Raw genomic sequence first — 21394 nt, forward strand, 5'->3', positions numbered from 1 at the left:
GGACATCCGTGTGGTGCCGGGCGCCGCCGGCGGGCCCAAAGGCCTGGTGCTGGGGCCGCTGGACCGCTTCATCTTTGGCGACTGGTTACGGGCAAGCACGCAGGAAGTGCACCTGGTGGGTGCCTCCATAGGCGCGTGGCGCATGGCCACGGCCTGCCTGGACGACCCGGTGACGGCCTTCCAGCGCCTAGAAGACGACTACATCCAGCAGCACATTGCCGCGCCGCCCGGCAAGAAGTTGCCGCCGGCCCAGCTCGTGAGCGAGCAGTTCGGCCAGAACCTGAAGGACTTTTATGGGGGCCGGGTGCAGCAGGTGCTGCAACACCCGCGTTACCGCCTGCACATCGTGACCTCGCGCGGGCGCCACATGTTGCGCCGCGAACATGGTGTGGCCACGCCGCTGGGCTACCTGGGCGCCTTCCTCACCAACACCCTGCACCGCAAGGCCATGGGCGCCTGGCTGGAGCGGGTGGTGTTTTCCAGCCAGCAGGCACCGCTGCCGTTTGCCACCGGCGACTACCGCACGCGGCAGCTGCCGCTGACCGAAGCCAACTTCAACCCGGCGCTGCAGGCCAGCTGCTCCATCCCCTTCATGCTTAAGGCCGTACACAATATCCCCGGTGCACCCCCCGGCGCCTACTGGGACGGCGGCATCACCGACTACCACCTCCATCTTAACTATGCTTCTGATTTGATAGCTGCTAACGAAGGCGGGGCGGGGGCTACAGGCCGAAATGCTTCAAAAACAGGGGGGCTGGTGCTGTACCCCCATTTCCAGAAAGCCGTGGTGCCCGGCTGGCTCGACAAAGGCCTGAAATGGCGCCACGGCGCCACACACTTCCTTGACAACGTGGTGCTGCTCGCGCCCGACGCCGAGTGGATCAAAACCCTGCCCAACGGCAAACTGCCGGACCGCAATGACTTCGTGCGCTACGCCTCTGACCCGAGCGGCCGCATGAAGGCCTGGAGCCGGGCAGTGGCAGCCAGCCGCCAACTGGCGGAAGAATTTCAGGGCTGGCTGGCAAAGCCGGATATGGGGCTGGTCGCCGCGCTGTGAATCCCGACCGTTCAACTTGACATTTGATCCAGCCGTCGGCTAATATTGTGCCATCATTTGATGGCACAAATTGGAGTCTCAACCATGGAAGCATTTGCAATTCGGGACCTGCGCGAACACACCGGTGAGTTGGTGCGTAATGCAGAAAGCGGGCAGTTTTCTGTGGTCTCCAAACACGGCCGTCCCTTGTTTGTTGCCATGCCTTTTACCGACGAGTTGCTCAGCGCCGGCGTGTCGGTGTCACTGGCCGACAGGCTGGTGCAAAGCGGCGAGTTATCCACGTCTTCCGGGGCCAAGCTGGCGGGTATGCCGTATGCGCGCTATTTGCAGCATCTGGGCGCCATGGGCTACAGCCTGCTGGATGACACCGCCCGGCTGGAGGACGAACTCGCCTTGCTTGATCCCACAGAGCCAGTCGAGGCTGACACGCCATCTCCCCGCTGAAAGCTTGGCGCCATGCAACTGCTGGTGACTGACGCGGGGCCGCTGATTGCACTGTCGGTGGCCGATGTTCTGGCGATCACCCTGCAAAGTTTTGAGGTGCTGGTGCCCCAGGCCGTGCTGAACGAGTGTCTGGCCGACCCCTATGCCCCCGGCGCAGTCCCAGTCGCCGAGGCCTTGCGCCAGCAGATGTTCACGGTTGTTCCTGACGAGTCAATCACCCCGCTTGACGCTGCTTTTGCCGCAGGGCTGGGCTCGGGCGAGGCCGCCGTGCTGGCCTACGCGATGCAGCATCAACAAGTCGCGCTGATCGACGAGCGCCGCGCCCGGCGCATCGCCCAGCGCCTGGGGGTGCAGGTGGTAGGTAGCGGAGCCGTGCTGCTGGCCCTCAAATCCAGAGGCCTTATCAGAAGCCTGCAAACCGTGCTGGATATCTGGCAGGCGCATGGCTATTACCTGTCGCCTGAATTGAGGGCAGAGTTGCTGGAGAGGGCGGGGGAGTAGCCCACGCCAGACCTTGGGCGTGATGGTCACGGTGGGCGCCTGGAACATGCTGTCGCGCTTTCTGGTGGCGCTGGAGATGGGACACTGAGGTGCTGCGCCTGCCTGATTTGCTCTGTTTTTGATAGCTGCTCGCGCAGACGGGTCGGGGGCTGGAGGCCGATTTGATGCTGAGAAATTGCAGAAGAGCTGCTTGACGCCTAAACTCCGTCCATCATGACGCCCGACGTCTACCCGCTCAATTCAGACGGAAGCCGAGTAGAGGGCTGCGCTGCAAGTGGTGGCGCCTTACTTTGAGAATGAGCCTGAGATTTGTGGTGATGCAGCAGTGCACTTTGAGGCGATGCTCGCGCTTATTCAGGCCTACGAGGCAAAACACTACTGACAGCAACCGCATACCGGGCTGGGCTACGGAGGTTTTTCACAAGATCAGTAGCTTTGCTGCGAACGCCCCGGTGCAGTTATCCTCTGGCCATGGCTATTCCTGACTACCAAACCTGCATGCTTCCATTCCTACGCTTTCTCGAAGATTGCGAGGAGCACTCCCTTCGCGAGGCTGAGGAGTCGCTGGGAGAGTATTTTCAGTTGTCTGCTACTGAGCGTGCCGAATTGCTGGCAAGTGGGCAGCAGAGAGTCTTCAAGAACAGGATCGGCTGGGCAAGAACCTATCTAAAAAAGGCATGTCTCATCGAGGCGCCCAAACGTGGCGTGTTCAAGATCACAGACAGAGGACTCAAAGTCTTGTCGACCAATCCACTGCGCATCGACGGGAAATTTTTGGAACAGTTTCCTGAATTCATGGAGTTCAGGGAAATCTCCAAGAAACCAAACGAGAACACATTGGCTTCGGAGCCTGCGTTAAATATGTCGGCTACCGTTACACCCGAAGAGGAAATCGAGCGTGCTTACCAAGGGTTACGTGAGCAGCTTGCGCAGGAACTGATTACTGTGATCCTCAGTTGCTCTCCAGCATTTTTCGAACAGCTTGTTGTTGATGTGCTTGTGAAAATGGGTTACGGCGGCTCCAGGCGCGATGCAGGTGAGCGAATAGGGCAAACCGGCGATGGTGGTATCGACGGAATCATCAAGGAAGATCGCCTGGGCTTGGACACAATTTTCATCCAGGCGAAACGCTGGCAAGGATCGGTCGGGCGACCTGAAATCCAGAAGTTTGTCGGTGCACTTCAAGGTCAGCGCGCAAAGAAAGGCGTCTTCATTACTACATCGACGTTTACAGCCGACGCAACTGACTACGCAACAAGAATCGACACGAAGGTCGTGCTCATTGATGGCAAGGCCTTGTCTGCGCTAATGATCGATTTCGATGTTGGTGTTTCGGCCTCGGCCTCGTATGTGGTTAAGCGTGTGGACTCTGATTACTTCGAAGAGGGTTGATTAAAGCGAATCCCCCAACATCCCCGCATACTCCTCAGCCGTCGCAATCCGCGGATTCGTCTTGTGGCAGTGGTCGGCCATCGCGCCCTTGATGATGTCGGGGAACTGGTCGCGGCTTACGCCCATGGCGGCCAGGCCGGTGGGCAGGCCCAGGCGGGCGTTCATGTCGCGGACAGCATCGGCGACATCGCTGCCGGCGGCCAGGCCCATGGCGTGGGCCATACGTTCCAGGCGTTTTTCTTTCTGGATCGATTCGGCACCGGCGTTGAAACGAATCACAGCCGGCAAAAACATGGCGTTGAGTGAGCCGTGGTGCAGGCGCGGGTCGACGCCGCCCAGGCTGTGACTCAGGCTGTGCACGCAGCCCAAGCCCTTCTGGAAAGCCATGGCACCCTGCATGGACGCGCTCATCATGTTGAGCCGGGCTTCGCGGTCGCTGCCGTCTTTGGTGGCGCGTTCGATATTCGCCCAGCCGCGCTGCAGGCCGTCGAGCGCGATGCCGTCGGCGGGCGGGTTGAAGCTGGGCGCCATAAAGGTTTCCATGCAGTGCGCAATCGCGTCCATGCCGGTGGCGGCGGTCAGTTTGGCGGGCAGGCCCAGCGTCAGTTCGGGGTCGCAGATGGCGGTCTTGGGCACGATGTGCCAGGAGTGAAAACCCAGCTTGCGGTGGTCGTCCACGATGATGATGGCGCCGCGCGCGACTTCGCTGCCAGTGCCGCTGGTGGTCGGCACAGCAATCAGCGGCGCGACGCGGTCGGTGATTTTCAGCGAGCCGCCTTCGATGGTGGCGTAGGTGGTCAGCGGGCCTTCATGCGTGGCCGCAATCGCCACGCCCTTGGCGCAGTCGATGGCCGAGCCGCCGCCGACGGCGATCAGGCCGTCGCAGTTGTTGGCCTTGTACATGGCGGCGGCGGCACGCACGGCGGCTTCGGTCGGATTCGAGGGCGTTTCGTCGAACACGGTGACGGCCAGCCCGGGCAGGGCGTCAAGTGCTTTTTGCAGTACGCCCGCCGCCTTGACGCCGGCGTCGGTGACGATCAGCGGCCGCGTGATGCCGACCCTTTCACATTCCTGCTTGAGCAGCTTGACCGCGCCGTACTCGAACTGGATCTGGGTGACGTAATAAATGAAAGCCATGGTGGGGTGTCTCTCTCGTCTGATGCGCACGTTGTAGGATGGGATGACGTTACTTTAATGGCTGCAGGCGACCTGGCCAGCCAGCAAACCCGAAAACCGTCACTTTGGCGATAGCGCTGCCCCGACTTCTTCATCTGATGACACATTCTGCTGTTCCCAAAGACCCCTTGACCCCGGCCATGCGCGACGTGCTGGTGCGCATGGCGCGCGCTGCGCGGCCGCCGCTTCACACGCTGAGCCCGCAGCAGGCGCGCGCCGCGTACGAGGCCGGTGCCGGTGTGCTGGAGATTCCATCGGCACGGCTCGCACGGGTCGAGGACTTCACCATCGCCACGCGCGACGGGTTTGCGCTGCCGCTGCGCCTCTACGCGCCGTCGTACGACAAACTGCCGGTGCTGATGTATTTCCACGGTGGCGGATTCACGATTGGCAGCGTGGCCTCGCATGACATCCTGTGCCGCCAGCTCAGTCATCTGGCCGGCTGCGCAGTGGTCTCGGCAGATTACCGTCTCGCACCTGAATACAAATTTCCGACCGCCGCCAACGACGCCTGGGACGCGTTGGCCTGGCTGTCATTTCATGCTGACGACAAGGGCCTGGACGGCACGCGGCTGGCGGTCGGCGGCGACAGTGCCGGTGGCTCACTGGCGGCGGCCTGCGCCATCCAGGCGCGCGACATGGCCATGCCGCTGGAGCTGCAACTGCTGATTTACCCGGGCTGCGCGCCGCAGCAGGATTCGGCTTCGCATCAGCACTTTGCCGAAGGCTTTGTGTTGGAAACCTCACTCATCAACTACTTCTTCAGCCAGTACTTACGCAGCCCGGCCGACAGGGACGACTGGCGCTTTGCGCCGCTGACTGCACCCGATGTGGATGGCGTGGCCCCGGCCTGGATAGGGCTGGCCGAATGCGACCCGCTGGTCGACGAGGGTGTGGCGTATGCCGATAAACTGCGCATGGCCGGGGTGACGGTGGACCTCGAAATTTACCGCGGCGTGACGCATGAGTTCATCAAGATGGGTCGCGTCATTGTTGAAGCCAGGCAGGCCCAAGCCCATATGGCACATGCGCTGCGTCATGCCTTTTCAAAGTAGAGTGACTGACATGAAACGACACGACTTCCGATTCTTCCACCGGCTGCGGGTGCGTTGGGCCGAGGTGGACATGCAGAAAATTGTCTTCAACGCCCATTACCTGATGTATTTCGACACCGCCGTGGCCGACTACTGGCGCGCGTTGGCCTTGCCGTATGAAGAAACCATGCATCAACTGGGCGGCGATCTGTATGTGAAGAAGGCTTCGGTCGAATACCACGGCTCGGCGCGTTACGACGACCAGATCGACATTGGCATGAAGTGCGCACGCATCGGCAACTCTTCCATGGTCTTTACCGGTGCGATCTTTCGGGGCGATGCGCTGCTGATCACCTGCGAGCTGATCTACGTGTTTGCCGATCCGGCGACGCAAACCTCGCGGCCAGTGCCCGAGGGTCTGCGCAAAATCCTGACTGCCTTCGAGGCCGGCGAAACCATGGTCACGGTCAAGACGGGATCGTGGTCAGAACTGGGCGAACATGCCAGCGCCATCCGCACTTCGGTGTTTGTCGAGGAGCAGGGCATTCCGCCGGAGATGGAATGGGACGAGGCCGACAAGGCCGCCGTGCACGCGGTCGCCTACAACGGCCTGGGCCGGCCGATAGCCACGGGCCGCCTGCTGCAGCACGGGCCGGGCAGCGCAAAAATCGGCCGCATGGCAGTCAACCGCGTGTTGCGCGGCGCCAGCCTGGGACGCGAATTGCTGAACGCGCTGGTGGCGCAGGCCGAGCAACGCGGCGACACCGAGGTGCTGTTGCATGCCCAGCGCAGCGCCGAAGGTTTTTATGCGCGCCTCGGTTTTACGCCACGCGGCGAACCGTTTGACGAGGTGGAGATTCCGCACATTGAGATGGTGCGGGCCATCGGCGCCAAACGCTAACGCTCCCAGCGCAAGCGCAGGTTTTGCATGCCGGGCGTATCGTCGGCGCCGTGCGCGTGGGTGACTTCCTGCAGCGCGATGTCCCAGCCTTCACTGGCGACGGACGCCCCCAGCACGGTGCTGCAACGCGTGCCGTAACCATGTTCGGGAAAGTCAACAAACGCGCTTGACAGCGCCTCTTCCAGCGCCAGCGGCACGCCGGTGTTGGGCAGGTCTTCGCGGTCGGCGCGCCGCCGGTCCTTGAGGGCCCTCATCAGTTCGGCGGTCAGCGCATCTTCATCAGAAGTTGCCAGCGCCGAATACAGCGCCTTTTTCAGCCCCAGCGTTTTTGGCCAGGGTGTGTCGAGTGCGCCGTTGGACAGGCCGTAAACGCCGGGCTTCAGCGCGCGGGATTCGAGGCCGGGGCCGGGCTTGTTGCTGAGCCAGTGCCAGGCGCCGGTTTTAAAGTCACCCAGCACCAGGTTGAAGCCGCCATAGGCTTGGGCCTTGATGCCTGCCATGAAGCTGGCCGCGTCGACAGTGCGGTCCAGCCAGCGCGTGACCAGCTCGCCGCGCGACTTGTCCCCTGTGAGGGACGCCGGGCCGCGCACATTGGTCAGCATGGCGATACGCCCGCCAGCCGTCAGCCCCATCCAGGTGCCGCCGGCACGCAGGTCGCGGCCGGAGATGATTTCATTGCCGCCATCGCCGTGCCAGCGTGCCAGGGGCAGGGTGGGGCGGTCCAGAAACTCGTCGCGGTTGGCGGCGATGACCAGCGGCCAGCGCGCCGAGGCGCCGATGGCAAAGGCAATCAGGCACATCTCAGGACAAGCTCAAATATCTTCGAGCAAGGAGTAAGGCAAAGGCAGCAACACCAACGCCGGGCCAGTCTCACTGCCCAAAGTCAGTCGCCGGCCGTCGGCATCGGCCGCAGCCGAGGTCTGCATCGACAGGATCACGTCGAAACCGCCGCCGGGGCGCGGCGCGCAGGCTGCAACCAGGCCGCAGGGCTGCTCGGCGTCAGACGCGTGAAACACCTCCTGACCAACCGCCGGCTCGCCGTCGGTGTGCGCCAGGTAGGCGCGACGCTTGAGCGTGCCGCGAAACTGGCTGCGCGCCACGATTTCCTGGCCGGGGTAACAACCCTTCTTGAAGTTCACGCCACCGACGGATTCGTAATTGAGCATCTGCGGCACAAAAGCCTCGAAGATCGGCTGGGTAATCATGGCGATGCCGGATAACACATCGAGCCAGTGCCATTGCTCCAGCGGCAACGCCTCGCCAGCCGGCACCGGCGTGCCGGTCGGTGCGCACCACATCGCGCGCGGCTGGCCGTTGCCGGGATAGAGAAACACCACATTTGCGGCATCAAAATTGGCATTGACCCACGTCGGTTGTGTGCCGCCAGCTATCGATTCGATAGCACTTCCGACAAGCCCGAACAGCGCAAAATCAGCCGATGCGTCGCTGAGTTTTGCCTTGGCGCGCAGCACAAACATCGACAGGCGCTTGAGCGTGGCCGCCAGAATGTCCCGGCTGCAGACCATCAGGATCTCATCCTCGCTGCGTTTGAACACGACGAAGCTGGCCTGCATCCGGCCCTTGGCATTGCAGAAGGCCGCCAGACGTGCTTCGGCCAGGCTCAGCAGCGCGACATCCTGCGTCAACTGGCCCTGCAGAAACTTGACGGCGTCTTCGCCCGCGACGCGGATCACGCCGAGATGGCTCAGTCCGGCAACGCCGGACAAGATGGAAACAGGAGGCAAGTCAGTGGGAAGGGTCAACATAAGCTGAATTATCATGGACCCATCGTTTTCAGGAAGGCAACAGGATTGTGCGTCGATTTTTCATGAGTTTGCTGGTGTTGGTGTTTCTCGGCGGCCTGTTGGCGTTTGGCGCGGTCGGCTGGTGGCTGTACCAACCTTTAAGCTTGCAGCCCAAGACCGGCAGCACCGTGGTGGATCTTGAAATCGAGCCTGGCACACCCGCCCAGCGCGTCGCCGACACCGTGGCCGCCAGCGGCGTCGTTGTGGAGCCCATCCTGCTTCACGCCTGGTTCCGGCTGTCCGGCCAGGCCCGCCAGATCAAGGCCGGCAGTTATGAAATCACCCCCGGCACGACCCCACGCTCCTTGCTGAACATGCTGGTGCGCGGCGAGGAGAGTCTCAAAAGTGTGGTCATCGTTGAAGGCTGGAATTTCCGTCAGGTGCGCGCGGCGCTGCAAAAGGCCGAGGCGCTCAAGCCCGACAGCGTGGGTATGACGCCGGACGCCGTCATGACGCAGCTCGGAAAGCCGGGCGTGCATCCGGAGGGCCGTTTTTTCCCCGACACCTACACCTACGCCAAGGGTTCCAGTGACCTGGCTGTGCTCAAACGCGCGGCGCGGGCCATGGACCGGCGGTTGGAGGCCGCTTGGGCGCTGCGCGACGCCGACACGCCTCTGAAGACGCCGGAACAGGCCCTGATCTTGGCCAGCATCATCGAAAAGGAAACCGGCAAACCTGCGGACCGGCCTGAAATCGGCGGCGTGTTCACCAACCGCCTGCGCACCGGCATGTTGCTGCAGACCGACCCAACCGTGATTTACGGCTTGGGCGAACAGTTCGACGGCAACCTGCGCCGGCGCGACCTGCAGGCCGACACGCCTTACAACACCTACACCCGTGGCGGCCTGCCGCCCACGCCGATTGCCATGCCCGGGAAGGCCTCGCTGCTGGCTGCCGTCAAGCCGGCACAAACCAAGGCCTTGTATTTCGTAGCGCGCGGCGATGGCAGCAGCCAGTTCAGCCCCAGCCTGGACGAGCACAACCGGGCCGTCAACAAATATCAACGAAACCAGTAGAGATGGCCCCCACGCTCCGCACTGACATGTCGTCGCTGCCCCCCGAGGGGGCTAATTTTTCTAGGGGCGGCCCGTCGGAAAATTCCGGTCTTTTCATCAGCTTCGAAGGCATAGACGGCGCGGGCAAGTCCACGCACATCGCGGCGCTGGCCGATGCTTTTAGGGCGCAGGGCAGGGCAGTGACCCTGACCCGCGAGCCGGGCGGCACACCGTTGGCGGAAAAGCTGCGCGCGCTGATCCTCAACGATGCGATGGACCCGCTGACCGAGGCCTTGCTGATTTTTGCTGCACGCCGTAACCATTTGACGACCGTGATCGCGCCGGCGCTGGCTCGCGGAGACGTGGTGTTGTGCGACCGTTTCACCGATGCCACCTTTGCCTACCAGGGCGGCGGGCGCGGTTTTGATTTGGACGTGCTATCAAAACTGGAGCTGTGGGCGCAGGCTGCACAAGGGCTAGGGCCTGATTTCGTTCATGAACTGGGCAGAAAGGGCGCACCACCGGCGATTGTGCAGCCCGACCTGACGGTCTGGTTCGACCTGGCGCCCGAAGAAGCCGCGCAACGCCTGGCGGGTGCCCGGGTGCCGGACAAATTCGAGGCCCAGCCGGTCGAGTTTTTCCGGCGCGTGGCCCAAGGCTACGCGGACCGCATGGCGCAGGACCCGGCACGTTTTGCGCGCATCGACGCGGCGCAGAGGCGCGACGCTGTCTGGCATGCTGTTTTTCAGGTCTTCGCGGGCAGGGGCTGGCTGCCATGAGCGAAGAGGTCATCGACGCCAATCCGCCGCTGGCCCCCTGGCTGCATACCCAGTTGCGCAGCCTGCTGGCGCAGCGCGGCCACGCCTGGCTGCTCAGTGGCCCGTCGGGTCTGGGCCAATTCGATCTGGCACTTGCGCTGGCCCGGGCCTGGCTGTGTGAACAAGCCACGCCCGATGGCGCGTGCGGGGTTTGCGGCAGTTGCCACGCCGTCACCGTCCACACCCATGCCGATCTCTGCATGCTGATGCCCGAAACCCTTTCCCTTGCTTTGGGCTGGCCCCTGGACGAGAAAACCCAGGACGACCTGGACGCCAAGAAACGCAAGGCCAGCAAGGAAATCAAGGTCGATGCGGCGCGTGAAGCCGTCAGCTTCACACAGTTCACACGTTCCCGCGGCACGACCAAGGTGGTGCTGGTCTACCCGGCCGAACGCATGAACACCATCACGGCCAACACCTTGCTCAAGACGCTGGAAGAGCCGCCCGGTGCGGTGCAGTTCATTCTGGCGACCGAAGCGGCGCACCAGTTGCTACCCACCATCCGCAGCCGCTGCCAGGGCCACACCATGCACTGGCCAGCGCAGGAAGAGGCATTGGCCTGGTGGGCGGAGCAGGCGCCGGGCGAGGGCAAGGCCTCGTCCCGGCCGGCGCCCGCCGACCTGCACACCCTGCTGGCCGCAGCCGGCGGCCGCCCCGCCGATGCGCTGGACCGGCTGCGCGCCGGGCCCAGTGCCGCCAGCGCCCAGCATTGGCAGGCCCTGCCAAAAGCCATGGCCCGCGGCGACGTCAGTGCGCTTTCCGATATGGCGCCGGCGCAGGCCGTTGATGCCTTGCAAAAACTCTGTCACGACGTGCTGGCGGTCAAAGCCGGCGCGCAGCCCCGGTTTTTCAGGGCGGGCGACCTGCCGGGCGGCAAATCCGTCGGGCCGGGCTTCTTGGCCCTGAGCGCCTGGGCCAAAGAACTGGCCGCCACCGCCCGCACTGTCGAGCACCCCTACAACCCCGGCCTGATGCTGGAAACCCTGGCCAGTCGGGCGCGTCAGGCGTTGGCCGCCAAATAAGCGCGGTTTCTTGCTGACAGCCGGGCGACCCAGCCTATAAACTAGCCCACATGAGCACCTTGCCACCCGCCAGTACCCCCGGCGCCAGCGCCCGGCCCAGCGTCATCCAGCTGGCTATCAAGGAAAAGGCGGCGCTGTACGCGGCCTACATTCCGCTTTTCTCCGAGGGTGGCGTGTTCATCCCGTCCGCGCGGGACTACAAGCTCGGCGACGACGTTTATGTGCTGCTGACGCTTCCGGACGACATCCAGCGCTATCCGGTGGCGGGGAAAGTGGCTTGGGTCACACCAGCACGCGCCTCGGGCAACCGCACCCAGGGGGTGGGCGTGCGTTTTCCAAAGGACGAAAAGTCGCGGCTGCTCAAGCTCAAGATCGAGGAGATCCTCGGTGCGCATCTCGCGTCTGACCGGCCAACTCAGACCATCTAGTTCAGGCTGTCTGCCCGCTCCCGTCATGCTATTATTTTGATAGCTGTGTTCGCCCGTCGGACAAGGGCTGAAGGCCAATTTGATTCATAGCCCCCCGCTCCTTGATGTTCACCGATTCCCATTGCCACCTGAGTTTTCCAGAGCTTCAAGCCCAGCTGCCGCAGATCCGTGAAGCCATGGTCCAGGCCCAGGTAGACCGCGCCCTGTGCATCTGCACCACGCTGGAAGAGTTCGACACCGTTCACGCGCTGGCCACCACGTATGACAACTTCTGGTGCAGCGTGGGTGTGCATCCGGACAACGAAGGCGTCACCGAGCCCACTCTTGACGATCTGGTGCAGCGCGCCGCGTTGCCCAAGGTGGTGGCCATTGGTGAGACCGGGCTGGACTATTACCGCCTTGGCGAGCGCAGTGTGGCCGACATGGAATGGCAGCGTGAGCGTTACCGGGTCCACATCCGCGCTGCCCGCCAGACCGGCAAGCCGCTGGTGATCCATACCCGCAGCGCCTCTGCCGATACCCTGGCCATCCTGAAAGAAGAGGGCGAAACGGCGGACGGAGCAGGGCGGGCCGGCGGAGTGTTCCACTGCTTCACCGAAACTGCCGAGGTGGCGCGCGCCGCGCTTGATCTGGGGTTTTACATCTCGTTTTCCGGCATTCTGACCTTCAAGAACGCAGCCGACCTGCGCGAGGTTGCCCGGTTTGTGCCGCTGGACCGCACCCTGATCGAAACCGACAGCCCTTATTTGGCCCCCATGCCATACCGCGGCAAAACCAACAATCCTTCCTATGTGCCCTATGTGGCCAAACAGGTGGCCGAGCTCAAGCAGCTGCCTGTCGAGGCTATTGCCGAGGCCACCAGCCGCAACTTCGAACGCCTGTTTTCAGGAATCATGACATGAAAAATTACTTCACAAATTACATTAAAAACGCGGTTTATCTTATTGTTTTTGCTGGATATGTTTCGGCATTTGCCGGATCTTACGAGGACTTCTTCAGGGCCATCAAGCGGGACGATGCAGCGCAAGTCCGGCAACTGCTGGGACGCGGGTTCGATGCCAACACCATAGACCCCAACGGCCAGAACGGCCTGTACCTGGCGCTGCAGGAGCCTTCGCCCAAGGTGGCGCAGGTTTTGAGTGAATGGCCCAAAACCAATGTCAATCTCCTTAACGCCCAGGGCGAAAGCGCATTGATGATTGCCGCGTTAAAGGGTGATCTGGCGGCCGCCACCAGCCTGCTCAAGCGTGAGGCCCACGTCAACAAGACCGGCTGGGCGCCGCTGCATTACGCGGCCACCAGCGGCAGCTTGCCCATCCTGAGCCTGCTGCTGGAGCAGCATGCCTACATTGACGCCGAGTCACCCAATGGCAGCACGCCCCTGATGATGGCGGCCATGTACGGCACGCCACAGGCCGTCAAGCTGTTGATCGACGCTGGCGCCGATCCTTCGATCAAAAACCAGCAAGGCCTGACAGCGCTCGATTTTGCACGCCGCGCCAGCCGTCCCGATGCGATCGATTTGCTGGGTGCTGCTATCCGCAGCAAGTAAGCTGCGGGCAAGGGGAAGTTGCCGTGCCAGGACTCGTCGCCACCTTCATCCGCAACCGCAGGGCAAGGGAACATGGTGCTTCTGTGGCGCGCCGGGCGCGGCTGATCGCAGCCCCGCCTTGTTAAACTCATCAAGAACTTGAGCGACCGCGCTTTATTTGTTGTCAATTAATCAGAGGAATCCATGAGTGAAAAGCCGTTTTCTTGCACGCTGAGTGCCGACAAATCACAGCTCAAAATAACCCCGAGCGCAGTGTCAGCCCAGTATTCGGCAGATGAAGTGTCTGATCTGATTGCTTTCCTGGCTCAACTCAGGGCCCAGATGAGCCCGCCCATTGCCGAAGAATCTGGCGATGTGGTGAATTTTGAAGGCGACCGATGGCAAGTTTTCCGCAAACCCGCAGATGGCAGCGCACGAATCTACTCGCGTATTCCGGGCATGGGCTGGTCGTTTATTCATCTGCAAGAAGATGCCGCGGTGGGACTCGCCGGCGTGCTGAATCCAAAGGGCTTGGTGCAAATCGCCCAAGGCGTTGTGACTGAAGCGCCTCGGCGTTGACGCTCATTTGGTGACATACACAAAGCCAAGTGCGCTGCTCAGGCGTTGAAGTCCGAGCCCGGACAGGTCGCCGGATCCAGGTTTGGGTATGCTCCGGGGAACTTGTTTGATGTTCTACGATGTATATTATGTTAACTAATAATTGCACGTGGTCTGATCTCTGATCGCCGATGGCATCTCATTACCCAGCGACCATTCCTCCCCGCCCCATGTTTGCTTCCGGACCGCCAGCAGTGACTGACTGGGTCCGAGTCAGTCGCGCAAGTGGCCGACTGGCGCTTCTTCATCAGTTCCCCCATGTGTGTAGGACGACGGAGCATCTGGCGACGGTGCGCTTGCGCGACAGGCAAACTGTGGGGATGCTTCAAAAACACACTCTGACAATGAGGCGCTGGGTCGCGTCGGCTTGCCTGTTCTCCAGCTTGGGCGCAGGTCTGGCCCATGCGCAGGCACCCGAAACAGGCGCAGCTGCGCTGCAGGCCAAACACACCGCACTCGCACCTCAGCTCGCACGTAATCAGTTCCAGCGCCCCTTGGTGATGGACTCCACCGAGTCTGCTCAGGCCGTCAGCGGCAGTGCTTATGCAGTCATCAACTATCCATACACAACGGTGCTCGCTGCTTTCAAGGATCCTGAAACTTGGTGCGAGGTGATGATTCTTCACCTCAACACCAAACACTGCAGCGCCAACAAGGACAGCCAGCCGGCCACCATGTCGGTGACTGTCGGCAAGAAAACACCCCAAGAACTCAAGGATGCGCACGCCCTGACCTTCGGTTTCACGCCAGCTGCAACCCGGGCCGACTACCTGGCGGTGCGGCTCAACGCGCCCAGGGGGCCGCTGGGCACCCACAACTATCGTATTGACCTGGAGGCCGTTCCAGTCGACGGCGACAGGACCTTCATGCACCTGCGTTATTCCTATGGCTACGGGATGACCAGCCGTCTGGCCATGCAGGCCTATATGGCCACCGTGGCGAACAGCAAGATTGGATTTTCAGAAGTCGCTGGCGAGGCGGGTGGCGCCAAGGCGCCCGTGGGGGGCATGCGCGGCGCGGTAGAACGCAATACCATGCGCTACTACCTGGCAATTGACGCTTACCTGGCTTCGCTGGCAGTTCCGGCATCGCAACAGTTTGAAAAGCGCTTGCAGTACTGGTTTGACGCCACGGAACAGTACCCGCGTCAACTGCACGAGATCGACAAGACGGCCTATTTGAGTATGAAACGCAGCGAATACAAACGCCAGCAGACGCCGCAGTAAGGTCGCGGCTTGGGGCAGGCCTTACGCAGCGCAGGCCTGCGCCCTGCCCCTCTCACCCCACGTTGATGCCGCTCAGGCCTGAACCGGTGTTACCTTGCCTGGTTCCCTGACCGGAATGGTGGGTTCCGTTGTCGGCGGCTCGATGATCTCGGGCGGGCTGCCGGGCCCGGGCATGGGTGGCATCACTGGCGGCGGCATCTCTGGCGGGATCTGGGTGCCCGGCTCAAGGTTGCTGGCCAGGGTCGTTGAATTCATGGTGTTGTGCAATTGAGGTGACTTGAAATGCAGTTCACCGACGGCGTCGGCTCAGCGCAAGCTGGATCAATGCAGTCAGCAAGCCGCCCGCGACCATTGCAGCCAGGGCGGCCTCGAGAGGCCTCTTCCCGACGAGGCGCCCGAGGCGGCCGGGGCGATGCTCGGCGGGTGTGGCTTCGCCATCCGGTAAAGCTTCTTCGTTCTGCAGCGTCCCGGCCGAAGCCGGGCTGACCAGCACGGCCTCTTCGGCGGACTGAAGCACGTCTTCGGTCAGTGGCCGGGGAGGCGCGCCAAAAGGCAAATCGGAAACATCGGATGCGGTGGTGACCATGGATTACCTCTGAATGACACGTTCAAAAAAGAAATGCGCAGGCTTGGGGGCTGCAATGCTTACTCGCTGGCCAACTGGCGCGGCAGGCTGGTTGTTTCGTCGAGGCTCTTGGCCAGGGCGACGCAGTAGCGAACCATGTCGTCGATTTCCGTGGTTTTATCGAAAACCTGATCGACGCCGAGTTGCGCGCAGTTCCAGCGGATGTCTGCCGTCACGTGGTTGCTGAGGACCACGATCTTCTGCCCGGCATGCCGATAACGGCAAGCCTCAACCACTCCCAGGCCGCTGCCAGCACTGAGATACAGGTCAACGATGGCCAAGTCCCAATGCACATCGTCGCGCGCTAGCCAGCGGATGCCCTCTTCCTCGGTTTCAGCCACACCGATGATCGTGATCGGCACCAGATCTTCGAGGGTGACGATCAGGCTCTGCCTGACGGCAGGGTTGTCTTCGACGAGAAAAACACGCATCAGTCATACCTTGGTTGCGGGGTGCTGCCGGCGTCTTGGTGACCCGTCCGGTTCATCCCTGACTTTAGGAGCTTGCGTGGGATTCAGACGCGGGAGAAGTCGGCGTGGTCATGTAGGAGGACGCCGTGCCCAGCGCCGTGGGACGCGTCTTACAGGTGTTCGCGATTGCCCTTACAGACACTGCGGCAGGGCAGCTACTGGCACGCCCCGATAAGCTGCGTAAGGTAATGATTTGCCAAGCATGTCCGCACTATTCAGGACTCACCATGACATTCGCAGCTTCTTCTTCCAAAATTCCGCCGTGTGACGGTGTGCACCCGGTCCGAACGGCTAGCTTGCAGCACTTTTTCCCACTGTGGCAGGTGCTAATGGTTGCGCTGGTTGCGCTGGTCGGATTTTTGGCGGTGGCGCCGGACGGTTTCGCCGAGCCACTACAAAGTTTAGCCAGCTGGTTGATCGTGGGTGGCTTGGCCACCCTCACCGTGCTGGCCGTCGTGACGGGCCTGACCCGGTTGCTGGACTGCGAAGGTAACTGATACCTGATCACCCGGGTGGCGCCATGCCTGCCCCGAAGGGCGTGATCAACGCCCGCATTTTCTTTTGATTTTCCCGAGGACACCTGATGCCGCAACCCAAGCGCAGCGCTGCTACAGCCGCCAAACCTGCTTCCGCAGGTACAGAAAAGCAAAAACAACTGCTGGCTTCAACCGCCGAGGCAATCGGCAACCTGACAACAAATCAGGGTTTGCAGATCCCTGACAACCACAACTCGTTGAAGGCTGGCGTGCGTGGCCCAACGCTGCTGGAGGACTTCATCCTCCGCGAAAAAATCACTCACTTCGACCACGAGCGCATTCCGGAGCGCGCCGTACACGCGCGCGGCACTGCCGCCCACGGGTTCTTCAAGGTTTACAAACCGATGGCGCAATTCACCAGCGCCGGCTTTTTGCAGGACCCGGAGGCCGAGATCCCGGTGTTCGTGCGCTTTTCCACCGTGGCGGGCTCGCGCGGTTCAGCCGACACCGTGCGTGATGTGCGTGGTTTCGCCGTCAAGTTCTACACCAACGAAGGTAACTACGACCTGGTGGGCAACAACATTCCGGTGTTTTTCATCCAGGACGCGATCAAGTTCCCGGACCTGGTGCATGCCGTCAAGCCCGAGCCGCACAACGAAATGCCGCAGGCGTCGAGCGCACACGACACCTTCTGGGACTTTGTGTCGCTGATGCCCGAATCCACCCACATGCTGATGTGGACCATGTCGGACCGCGCCATCCCGCGCAGCTACCGCATGATGGAGGGCTTTGGCGTGCACACCTTCCGTTTCCTCAATGCCAGCGGTGAATCGCATTTCGTCAAGTTTCACTGGAAACCCAAACTCGGCGTCCACGGCCTGGCCTGGGACGAAGCGCAGAAAATCGCCGGCAAGGACGCCGACTTCCACAGGCGGGACCTGTGGGAAGCCATCGATCAGGGCAATTTTCCGGAATGGGAACTGGGTGTGCAGATCATCGAGGAGGGCAAGGAAGACAAGCTGGGCTTCGACATCCTGGACCCGACCAAGCTGATTCCTGAATCGGTGGTGCCGGTTCAGATCATCGGCAAGATGGTGCTCAACCGCAACCCGGACAACTTCTTTGCCGAAACCGAGCAAGTGGCCTTTCACCCGGGGCACCTGGTGCCAGGCATCGATTTTTCCAGTGACCCGCTGCTGCAGGGCCGGTTGTTTTCGTACACCGACACCCAGATCTCGCGCTTGGGCGGCGCCAACTTCCATGAGCTGCCGATCAACAAGGCGGTCTGTCCCTTCCACAACTTCCAGCGCGACGGGATGCACCGCCAGACCGTTAACAAGGGCCGCGTCAATTACGAGCCCAACACGCTGGCCACCGGTTCGGAATACCGTGTCGACGGCGGCGCCCAGGGCTTCCAGTCCTATCCCGAACCGCTGCAGCCACCAAAAGTCCGGCGTCGCAGCCCGTCATTCGATGATCATTTTTCGCAGGCCACCTTGTTCTGGAACAGTCAGACCCCTGCCGAGAAGGACCACATCGTCGCGGCCTTCCGTTTCGAGCTTTCCAAAGTGGATGTGCCGGAAATCCGCCAGCGCATGGTCGACAACCTGGCCCATGTGGACGCCAAACTGGCCACCCGCGTGGCGGCACCCCTCGGCATCAATACCCCCGACGCCAAGGCCGCCGCCGGCCGCCTCGGTTTTCGCGATTACAGGATCGAAAACGCCGTGGAAGAAGATGCGGCGCTGAGCATGGCCAAAACGTCGGACGGTATCAAGACGCGTAAGATCGCCATCCTGGTGGCTGACGGCGTGGACTGGCTGACCTTCAAGCGCCTGCAGCAAGAACTGACTGATGCCGGCGCCGCCTGCAAAGTGGTCGCACCGCAACTCGGCACCGTCAAAACGTCCTCTGGCAAGCAGCTCCCGGTGGACCATACATTTGCCAACGCCCCGTCCGTGATGTTTGACGCCGTGCTGGTACCCGGCGGCGAAGCCAGCGTCGCGGCGCTGTCGCAGCTTGGGGATGCGGTGCACTTCATCCTTGAAAGCTACAAACATTGCAAGACGCTGTGTGCGCTCAACGAAGGCGTGCAGTTGCTCGGCAGCCTGGGTTTTGCGCTCGAAGGCAAGGGCGACCAAGTGATGGAGCCGACCGCCGGCGTGTTGCTTGCCGATGCGCGCAAGACGGTCGAGGGGCAGATTGCCCAAGCCTTTATCTCATCCATCGCTGTCCACCGGCACTGGGACCGACTCAATGTGGATGCCGTTCCCGCCTGACCCAGCAAAGTGTTGAGCGGGATTATGGCCGGAGCTGGAGTTCGTGCTTGAAGCCGACCGGGCGCATCTGCAACGGCCGATAATCCACGCCGACCCAGCGTGCACTCATGTCGCGATAACGGCTGGAAAATACCAGCCCGCTCTGACCGGTCTGGTAAATAAACTGTGACTTTTCCAGGTCTGCCAGGTCATATACGGCCCGAAGCGACGCGGCGTGCCGGTTCGCAAACGGAAATCTGGCATCGTCGGGCCAGTACTGGCCGACATTGACCGTGAACGAGTCACCACCGGTGGGCACGCTGACATCAAAAAACCGCGCCAGCGCTGCCACATTGCTGAACGGTCGGTGCGCCGACAGTGCCTGGTGCACATCGCCCCACTTCCATTGCGCAGGCTGGCCGCCCCGCGAAGTCTGCAATACCGTCAGCGCGCGGTCCAGCGCCGCCGTGGATTGGGCGGCGCAGCCGGCAGGCCCGCACCAGCCCTTGTCGTCGCGCTCCATGATTTCTTCGATGGCACCGCGGAAGTGGCGCTTGCCGTACATGCTTTTCAGGCGCGCCTCGCCCAGTTTGCTGCCAATGACACCGCGCGTGAGTTCATCGACCCAGACTGAAAAAATCAGCGGCGCTGCGCTGTCGGCGCGCATCACGCCGTCGAAGCCGGCAAGCGCCTGCTGCGCCTGAGCCGCCAGCGGGTGCTGCGAGGCCGTTTTCTGCAAGAACGGCAGCAAGCGGGCGGTGGCCAGCGACAGCTGGTCGGCGTGGATTTTCTGCACGGAGGCAGCGTCATGCCGGGGGGTGGCGGCGAGCAGCTGTTCGATGCGGTTAAAGCGGTAAGGCTCCGCCCAGTCCTGCCCGAGAAAAAGGTCAGACCCGGGCGGCACCACGCTCTGGTTGGCGTTGGAGAACCAGCCCTTTTGGCCGATGCTGGCCGCATCGGCCTGCGGTGTCTGCGTATAGGGCAGCCAGCCGGCCCAGTCGTAACGGGCGTCCCAGCCCGGCGAGGGCGCGACGCCGCGGATGTCGTTGTCGGCTTTGCGCAGTGGCGCCTTGCCGATGGCTTTGTAGGCGACCTTGCCGGCCACATCGGCCATCACCACGTTCTGCATCGGCGAATGGTGATCGGCATAGGCCGCGATCAGTTCGTCCACCGACTGCGCCTGGTTGGCTCGCAGGGCGGCCATCGCCGAGCGGTTGTCGGTTTCCAGCGCGCTCCAGCGCAGCGAGATCACGTACTTGCCGGTGTCCAGCAGCTGGCCATGGGTTTTCTGCGCGTCGCTGAGCACCGGCCCGTGGCGGCTGCTGCGCACGGGTAGCGTGACGTCGGGCTTGCCCTTGACCTTGATAGTTTCATTGCGGATCTTGAACTCCGCCCACTGCGCCGGCCCGCTGCCCGGCACGCGGTATTGCTGCGGGTTCGCCGGGTTGATCTGTTCCAGGTAGAGATCCTGCACGTCGGGGCCGGTGTTGGTGAAGCCCCAGGCGACTTTGGCGGTGCGGCCCAGCACCACAAATGGCAGGCCCGGCAAAGTGGCGCCGATCACGTCGAGCGCGGGTGCAGGCTTGCCGTCAGCGCCCTGCCCTGCAGGCGCCTGCAGCCGGGCGAAGTACCAGATCGCGGGCGCGGACAGGCCCAGGTGCGGATCATTGGCCAGCAAGGGTTTGCCGCTGGTGGTGTGGCTGCCGGCCAGCACCCAGTTGTTCGAGCCCTTGCCTTCCACATTGCCGATGTTGGCGGCCCAGTCGTTGATGTCCAGCGCCAGCAGATCTGTGTTTGCTGGAATTTTCATGCCAAAAAGGCCTCCAGCCCCCGCCGGATATTCGTCACTAGCTCCTGTTTTGATAGCATCCGGACGAAACACGCCGAGACCGGCATACAGTTTGGCAAAGTCGGTGCGCGACGCGGGCGCCTCGCCCGGGTAGGGCGTGAAGAGCTGCCAGAGTTCTTCGGTGTTCAGGACTTTGGCCGCCGACAACCGGGCGAATTCGTTGCCCCAGTTGCCGCCCAGGTCCAGCGCCATCATCAACGCCCAGCCCACGCTGTCCTGGGGGGTCCAGGGTTGGCCGGCGCCGCCCGGCTTGACACCGAGGATGTGAAACTCCGGTGACAGCGCCTGCGCGCTGCCAGCGTAAAACGCATTGACGCCGTCGCTGTAGGCTTGCAGCGGCTGTTTCGCTTCGGCCGGCAGCGCCTGCCACTGGCGCTCGGCCGCCTCCATGATGCCCAGCGTGCGCAGCAGCTTGTCAGTGTCCAGCGTGACTTCGCCCAGCACTTCGGACAGCTCGCCGCGCATCACCCGGCGATTGAATTCCAGCTGCCAGCCGCGCTCTTGCGCATGCACATACCCGAGCGCCATCCACGCGTCGCGCGGGGACTGAGCCTTGATGTGGGTGACATCGGCAGCATCGCGGGCCACATTCACGGCTGCGGTCAGCCCGCTGACCTTGAGCTCACCGTTAAGCGCCGGAAAGCTTCGGTACACATAGATGCCGATGGTTGCGGCCAGCAGCAGCACGAGCAGCAGGACACCAGCGAAAAATCGTTTGATCCAGACCACGATGGTGTCTCCCGGAATAAATGGAGGGACCGGGCCGAC

Annotated in this window: 23 protein-coding genes; 16 read left to right on the plus strand and 7 right to left on the minus strand. The window is 62.3% G+C overall.

Features of this window, described 5'->3' with window-relative positions; genetic code table 11:
• The 4 genes from H0W47_RS07595 to H0W47_RS07610 all read left to right on the plus strand — a co-directional run.
• Positions 1-1057 (plus strand): phospholipase (locus H0W47_RS07595; RefSeq protein WP_296922595.1); only part of this gene is annotated, 1057 nt, incomplete at its 5' end.
• An 84-nt stretch (positions 1058-1141) separates the two neighbouring features.
• Complete coding sequence (locus H0W47_RS07600; protein WP_296922596.1) at positions 1142-1501, plus strand: type II toxin-antitoxin system prevent-host-death family antitoxin; 360 nt, start codon at positions 1142-1144, stop codon at positions 1499-1501.
• A gap of 12 nt (positions 1502-1513) precedes the next feature.
• On the plus strand, positions 1514-2002 hold the full coding sequence (locus tag H0W47_RS07605; RefSeq protein ID WP_296922597.1) for a DUF3368 domain-containing protein: 489 nt from the start codon (positions 1514-1516) through the stop codon (positions 2000-2002).
• A 471-nt stretch (positions 2003-2473) separates the two neighbouring features.
• On the plus strand, positions 2474-3394 hold the full coding sequence (locus H0W47_RS07610) for a restriction endonuclease (RefSeq protein WP_296922598.1): 921 nt from the start codon (positions 2474-2476) through the stop codon (positions 3392-3394).
• Here H0W47_RS07610 and H0W47_RS07615 read toward each other — a convergent pair whose 3' ends face one another.
• Positions 3395-4531 carry an iron-containing alcohol dehydrogenase gene (locus H0W47_RS07615; RefSeq protein WP_296922599.1) on the minus strand — a complete coding sequence of 379 codons (1137 nt, stop codon included), beginning with the start codon at positions 4529-4531 and terminating at the stop codon, positions 3395-3397. It abuts the gene before it with no gap.
• A gap of 137 nt (positions 4532-4668) precedes the next feature.
• On the opposite strand from H0W47_RS07615, the gene H0W47_RS07620 reads away from it, so the two are divergent.
• Positions 4669-5625: an alpha/beta hydrolase gene (locus H0W47_RS07620; RefSeq protein ID WP_296922600.1), complete on the plus strand. Its 957-nt coding sequence runs from the start codon at positions 4669-4671 to the stop codon at positions 5623-5625.
• Between the two features lie 10 nt (positions 5626-5635).
• Positions 5636-6505 (plus strand): YbgC/FadM family acyl-CoA thioesterase, encoded by an 870-nt coding sequence (locus H0W47_RS07625; RefSeq protein WP_296922601.1) that lies wholly within the window; start codon positions 5636-5638, stop codon positions 6503-6505.
• Here H0W47_RS07625 and H0W47_RS07630 read toward each other — a convergent pair.
• Positions 6502-7305, minus strand: a complete 804-nt coding sequence (locus H0W47_RS07630; RefSeq protein ID WP_296922604.1) for an NRDE family protein — start codon at positions 7303-7305, stop codon at positions 6502-6504. The genes H0W47_RS07625 and H0W47_RS07630 overlap by 4 nt on opposite strands.
• 12 nt (positions 7306-7317) lie before the next feature.
• Positions 7318-8271, minus strand: a complete 954-nt coding sequence (locus H0W47_RS07635) for a folate-binding protein (protein ID WP_296922607.1) — start codon at positions 8269-8271, stop codon at positions 7318-7320.
• A 47-nt stretch (positions 8272-8318) separates the two neighbouring features.
• Here H0W47_RS07635 and mltG point away from each other — a divergent pair, with 47 nt between their 5' ends.
• The 8 genes from mltG (at position 8319) to H0W47_RS07675 (ending at position 14948) form a co-directional block, all read left to right on the plus strand.
• A complete protein-coding gene (gene mltG / locus H0W47_RS07640; protein ID WP_296922609.1) occupies positions 8319-9326 on the plus strand; it encodes an endolytic transglycosylase MltG in 1008 nt (335 codons plus the stop codon).
• Positions 9327-9352: 26 nt separating this feature from the next.
• Positions 9353-10084 (plus strand): dTMP kinase, encoded by a 732-nt coding sequence (tmk, locus tag H0W47_RS07645; RefSeq protein WP_296922612.1) that lies wholly within the window; start codon positions 9353-9355, stop codon positions 10082-10084.
• Positions 10081-11145 (plus strand): DNA polymerase III subunit delta', encoded by a 1065-nt coding sequence (locus H0W47_RS07650; RefSeq protein ID WP_296922614.1) that lies wholly within the window; start codon positions 10081-10083, stop codon positions 11143-11145. The genes tmk and H0W47_RS07650 overlap by 4 nt, the downstream gene beginning before the upstream one ends.
• Positions 11146-11195: 50 nt before the next feature.
• Entirely contained in the window at positions 11196-11573 is a 378-nt protein-coding gene (locus tag H0W47_RS07655) for a PilZ domain-containing protein (protein WP_296922617.1), read from the plus strand.
• Positions 11574-11677: 104 nt separating this feature from the next.
• The gene (locus tag H0W47_RS07660) at positions 11678-12475 is read left to right on the plus strand and encodes a TatD family hydrolase (RefSeq protein ID WP_296922619.1); all 798 of its coding nucleotides are present in this window, start codon (positions 11678-11680) and stop codon (positions 12473-12475) included.
• Positions 12472-13125, plus strand: coding sequence for an ankyrin repeat domain-containing protein (locus H0W47_RS07665; protein ID WP_296922622.1), 654 nt, complete (start codon positions 12472-12474; stop codon positions 13123-13125). Before H0W47_RS07660 ends, H0W47_RS07665 begins: the two co-directional genes overlap by 4 nt.
• Before the next feature lie 183 nt (positions 13126-13308).
• Positions 13309-13683 (plus strand): hypothetical protein, encoded by a 375-nt coding sequence (locus H0W47_RS07670; protein WP_296922625.1) that lies wholly within the window; start codon positions 13309-13311, stop codon positions 13681-13683.
• 383 nt (positions 13684-14066) lie between these two features.
• On the plus strand, positions 14067-14948 hold the full coding sequence (locus H0W47_RS07675; protein ID WP_296922627.1) for a hypothetical protein: 882 nt from the start codon (positions 14067-14069) through the stop codon (positions 14946-14948).
• Between the two features lie 72 nt (positions 14949-15020).
• Here H0W47_RS07675 and H0W47_RS07680 read toward each other — a convergent pair whose 3' ends face one another.
• Genes H0W47_RS07680 through H0W47_RS07690 form a run of 3 tightly spaced genes read right to left on the minus strand, consistent with a single transcriptional unit; the run spans position 15021 to position 16004 of the window.
• Entirely contained in the window at positions 15021-15203 is a 183-nt protein-coding gene (locus H0W47_RS07680) for a hypothetical protein (protein WP_296922631.1), read from the minus strand.
• 34 nt (positions 15204-15237) lie between these two features.
• Entirely contained in the window at positions 15238-15534 is a 297-nt protein-coding gene (locus H0W47_RS07685) for a hypothetical protein (RefSeq protein WP_296922635.1), read from the minus strand.
• Between the two features lie 59 nt (positions 15535-15593).
• Positions 15594-16004: a response regulator gene (locus H0W47_RS07690; protein ID WP_296922636.1), complete on the minus strand. Its 411-nt coding sequence runs from the start codon at positions 16002-16004 to the stop codon at positions 15594-15596.
• 266 nt (positions 16005-16270) lie between these two features.
• On the opposite strand from H0W47_RS07690, the gene H0W47_RS07695 reads away from it, so the two are divergent.
• Entirely contained in the window at positions 16271-16540 is a 270-nt protein-coding gene (locus H0W47_RS07695; protein ID WP_296922639.1) for a hypothetical protein, read from the plus strand.
• Between the two features lie 86 nt (positions 16541-16626).
• The gene (locus H0W47_RS07700; RefSeq protein WP_296922642.1) at positions 16627-18798 is read left to right on the plus strand and encodes a catalase; all 2172 of its coding nucleotides are present in this window, start codon (positions 16627-16629) and stop codon (positions 18796-18798) included.
• Between the two features lie 22 nt (positions 18799-18820).
• On the opposite strand, the gene H0W47_RS07705 is transcribed toward H0W47_RS07700, so the two are convergent.
• Entirely contained in the window at positions 18821-21355 is a 2535-nt protein-coding gene (locus H0W47_RS07705) for a penicillin acylase family protein (protein WP_296922644.1), read from the minus strand.
• Positions 21356-21394 lie beyond the last annotated feature (39 nt).

Source organism: Polaromonas sp. (assembly GCF_013817205.1).
Classification (GTDB): Bacteria; Pseudomonadota; Gammaproteobacteria; order Burkholderiales; family Burkholderiaceae_C; genus Polaromonas.

What these genes read in the sequence shown, in the direction of transcription:
- H0W47_RS07670 (WP_296922625.1), top strand. Translation starts at nt 13,309, where the DNA reads ATGAGTGAAAAGCCGTTTTCTTGCACGCTGAGTGCCGACAAATCACAG.
- H0W47_RS07625 (WP_296922601.1), top strand. Translation starts at nt 5,636, where the DNA reads ATGAAACGACACGACTTCCGATTCTTCCACCGGCTGCGGGTGCGTTGG.
- H0W47_RS07655 (WP_296922617.1), top strand. Translation starts at nt 11,196, where the DNA reads ATGAGCACCTTGCCACCCGCCAGTACCCCCGGCGCCAGCGCCCGGCCC.
- H0W47_RS07690 (WP_296922636.1), bottom strand. Translation starts at nt 16,004, where the DNA reads ATGCGTGTTTTTCTCGTCGAAGACAACCCTGCCGTCAGGCAGAGCCTG.
- H0W47_RS07635 (WP_296922607.1), bottom strand. Translation starts at nt 8,271, where the DNA reads ATGTTGACCCTTCCCACTGACTTGCCTCCTGTTTCCATCTTGTCCGGC.
- H0W47_RS07600 (WP_296922596.1), top strand. Translation starts at nt 1,142, where the DNA reads ATGGAAGCATTTGCAATTCGGGACCTGCGCGAACACACCGGTGAGTTG.
- H0W47_RS07685 (WP_296922635.1), bottom strand. Translation starts at nt 15,534, where the DNA reads ATGGTCACCACCGCATCCGATGTTTCCGATTTGCCTTTTGGCGCGCCT.
- H0W47_RS07620 (WP_296922600.1), top strand. Translation starts at nt 4,669, where the DNA reads ATGACACATTCTGCTGTTCCCAAAGACCCCTTGACCCCGGCCATGCGC.
- H0W47_RS07650 (WP_296922614.1), top strand. Translation starts at nt 10,081, where the DNA reads ATGAGCGAAGAGGTCATCGACGCCAATCCGCCGCTGGCCCCCTGGCTG.
- H0W47_RS07665 (WP_296922622.1), top strand. Translation starts at nt 12,472, where the DNA reads ATGAAAAATTACTTCACAAATTACATTAAAAACGCGGTTTATCTTATT.
- H0W47_RS07675 (WP_296922627.1), top strand. Translation starts at nt 14,067, where the DNA reads ATGAGGCGCTGGGTCGCGTCGGCTTGCCTGTTCTCCAGCTTGGGCGCA.
- H0W47_RS07630 (WP_296922604.1), bottom strand. Translation starts at nt 7,305, where the DNA reads ATGTGCCTGATTGCCTTTGCCATCGGCGCCTCGGCGCGCTGGCCGCTG.
- tmk (WP_296922612.1), top strand. Translation starts at nt 9,353, where the DNA reads ATGTCGTCGCTGCCCCCCGAGGGGGCTAATTTTTCTAGGGGCGGCCCG.
- H0W47_RS07660 (WP_296922619.1), top strand. Translation starts at nt 11,678, where the DNA reads ATGTTCACCGATTCCCATTGCCACCTGAGTTTTCCAGAGCTTCAAGCC.
- H0W47_RS07700 (WP_296922642.1), top strand. Translation starts at nt 16,627, where the DNA reads ATGCCGCAACCCAAGCGCAGCGCTGCTACAGCCGCCAAACCTGCTTCC.
- H0W47_RS07680 (WP_296922631.1), bottom strand. Translation starts at nt 15,203, where the DNA reads ATGAATTCAACGACCCTGGCCAGCAACCTTGAGCCGGGCACCCAGATC.
- H0W47_RS07610 (WP_296922598.1), top strand. Translation starts at nt 2,474, where the DNA reads ATGGCTATTCCTGACTACCAAACCTGCATGCTTCCATTCCTACGCTTT.
- H0W47_RS07695 (WP_296922639.1), top strand. Translation starts at nt 16,271, where the DNA reads ATGACATTCGCAGCTTCTTCTTCCAAAATTCCGCCGTGTGACGGTGTG.
- H0W47_RS07615 (WP_296922599.1), bottom strand. Translation starts at nt 4,531, where the DNA reads ATGGCTTTCATTTATTACGTCACCCAGATCCAGTTCGAGTACGGCGCG.
- H0W47_RS07605 (WP_296922597.1), top strand. Translation starts at nt 1,514, where the DNA reads ATGCAACTGCTGGTGACTGACGCGGGGCCGCTGATTGCACTGTCGGTG.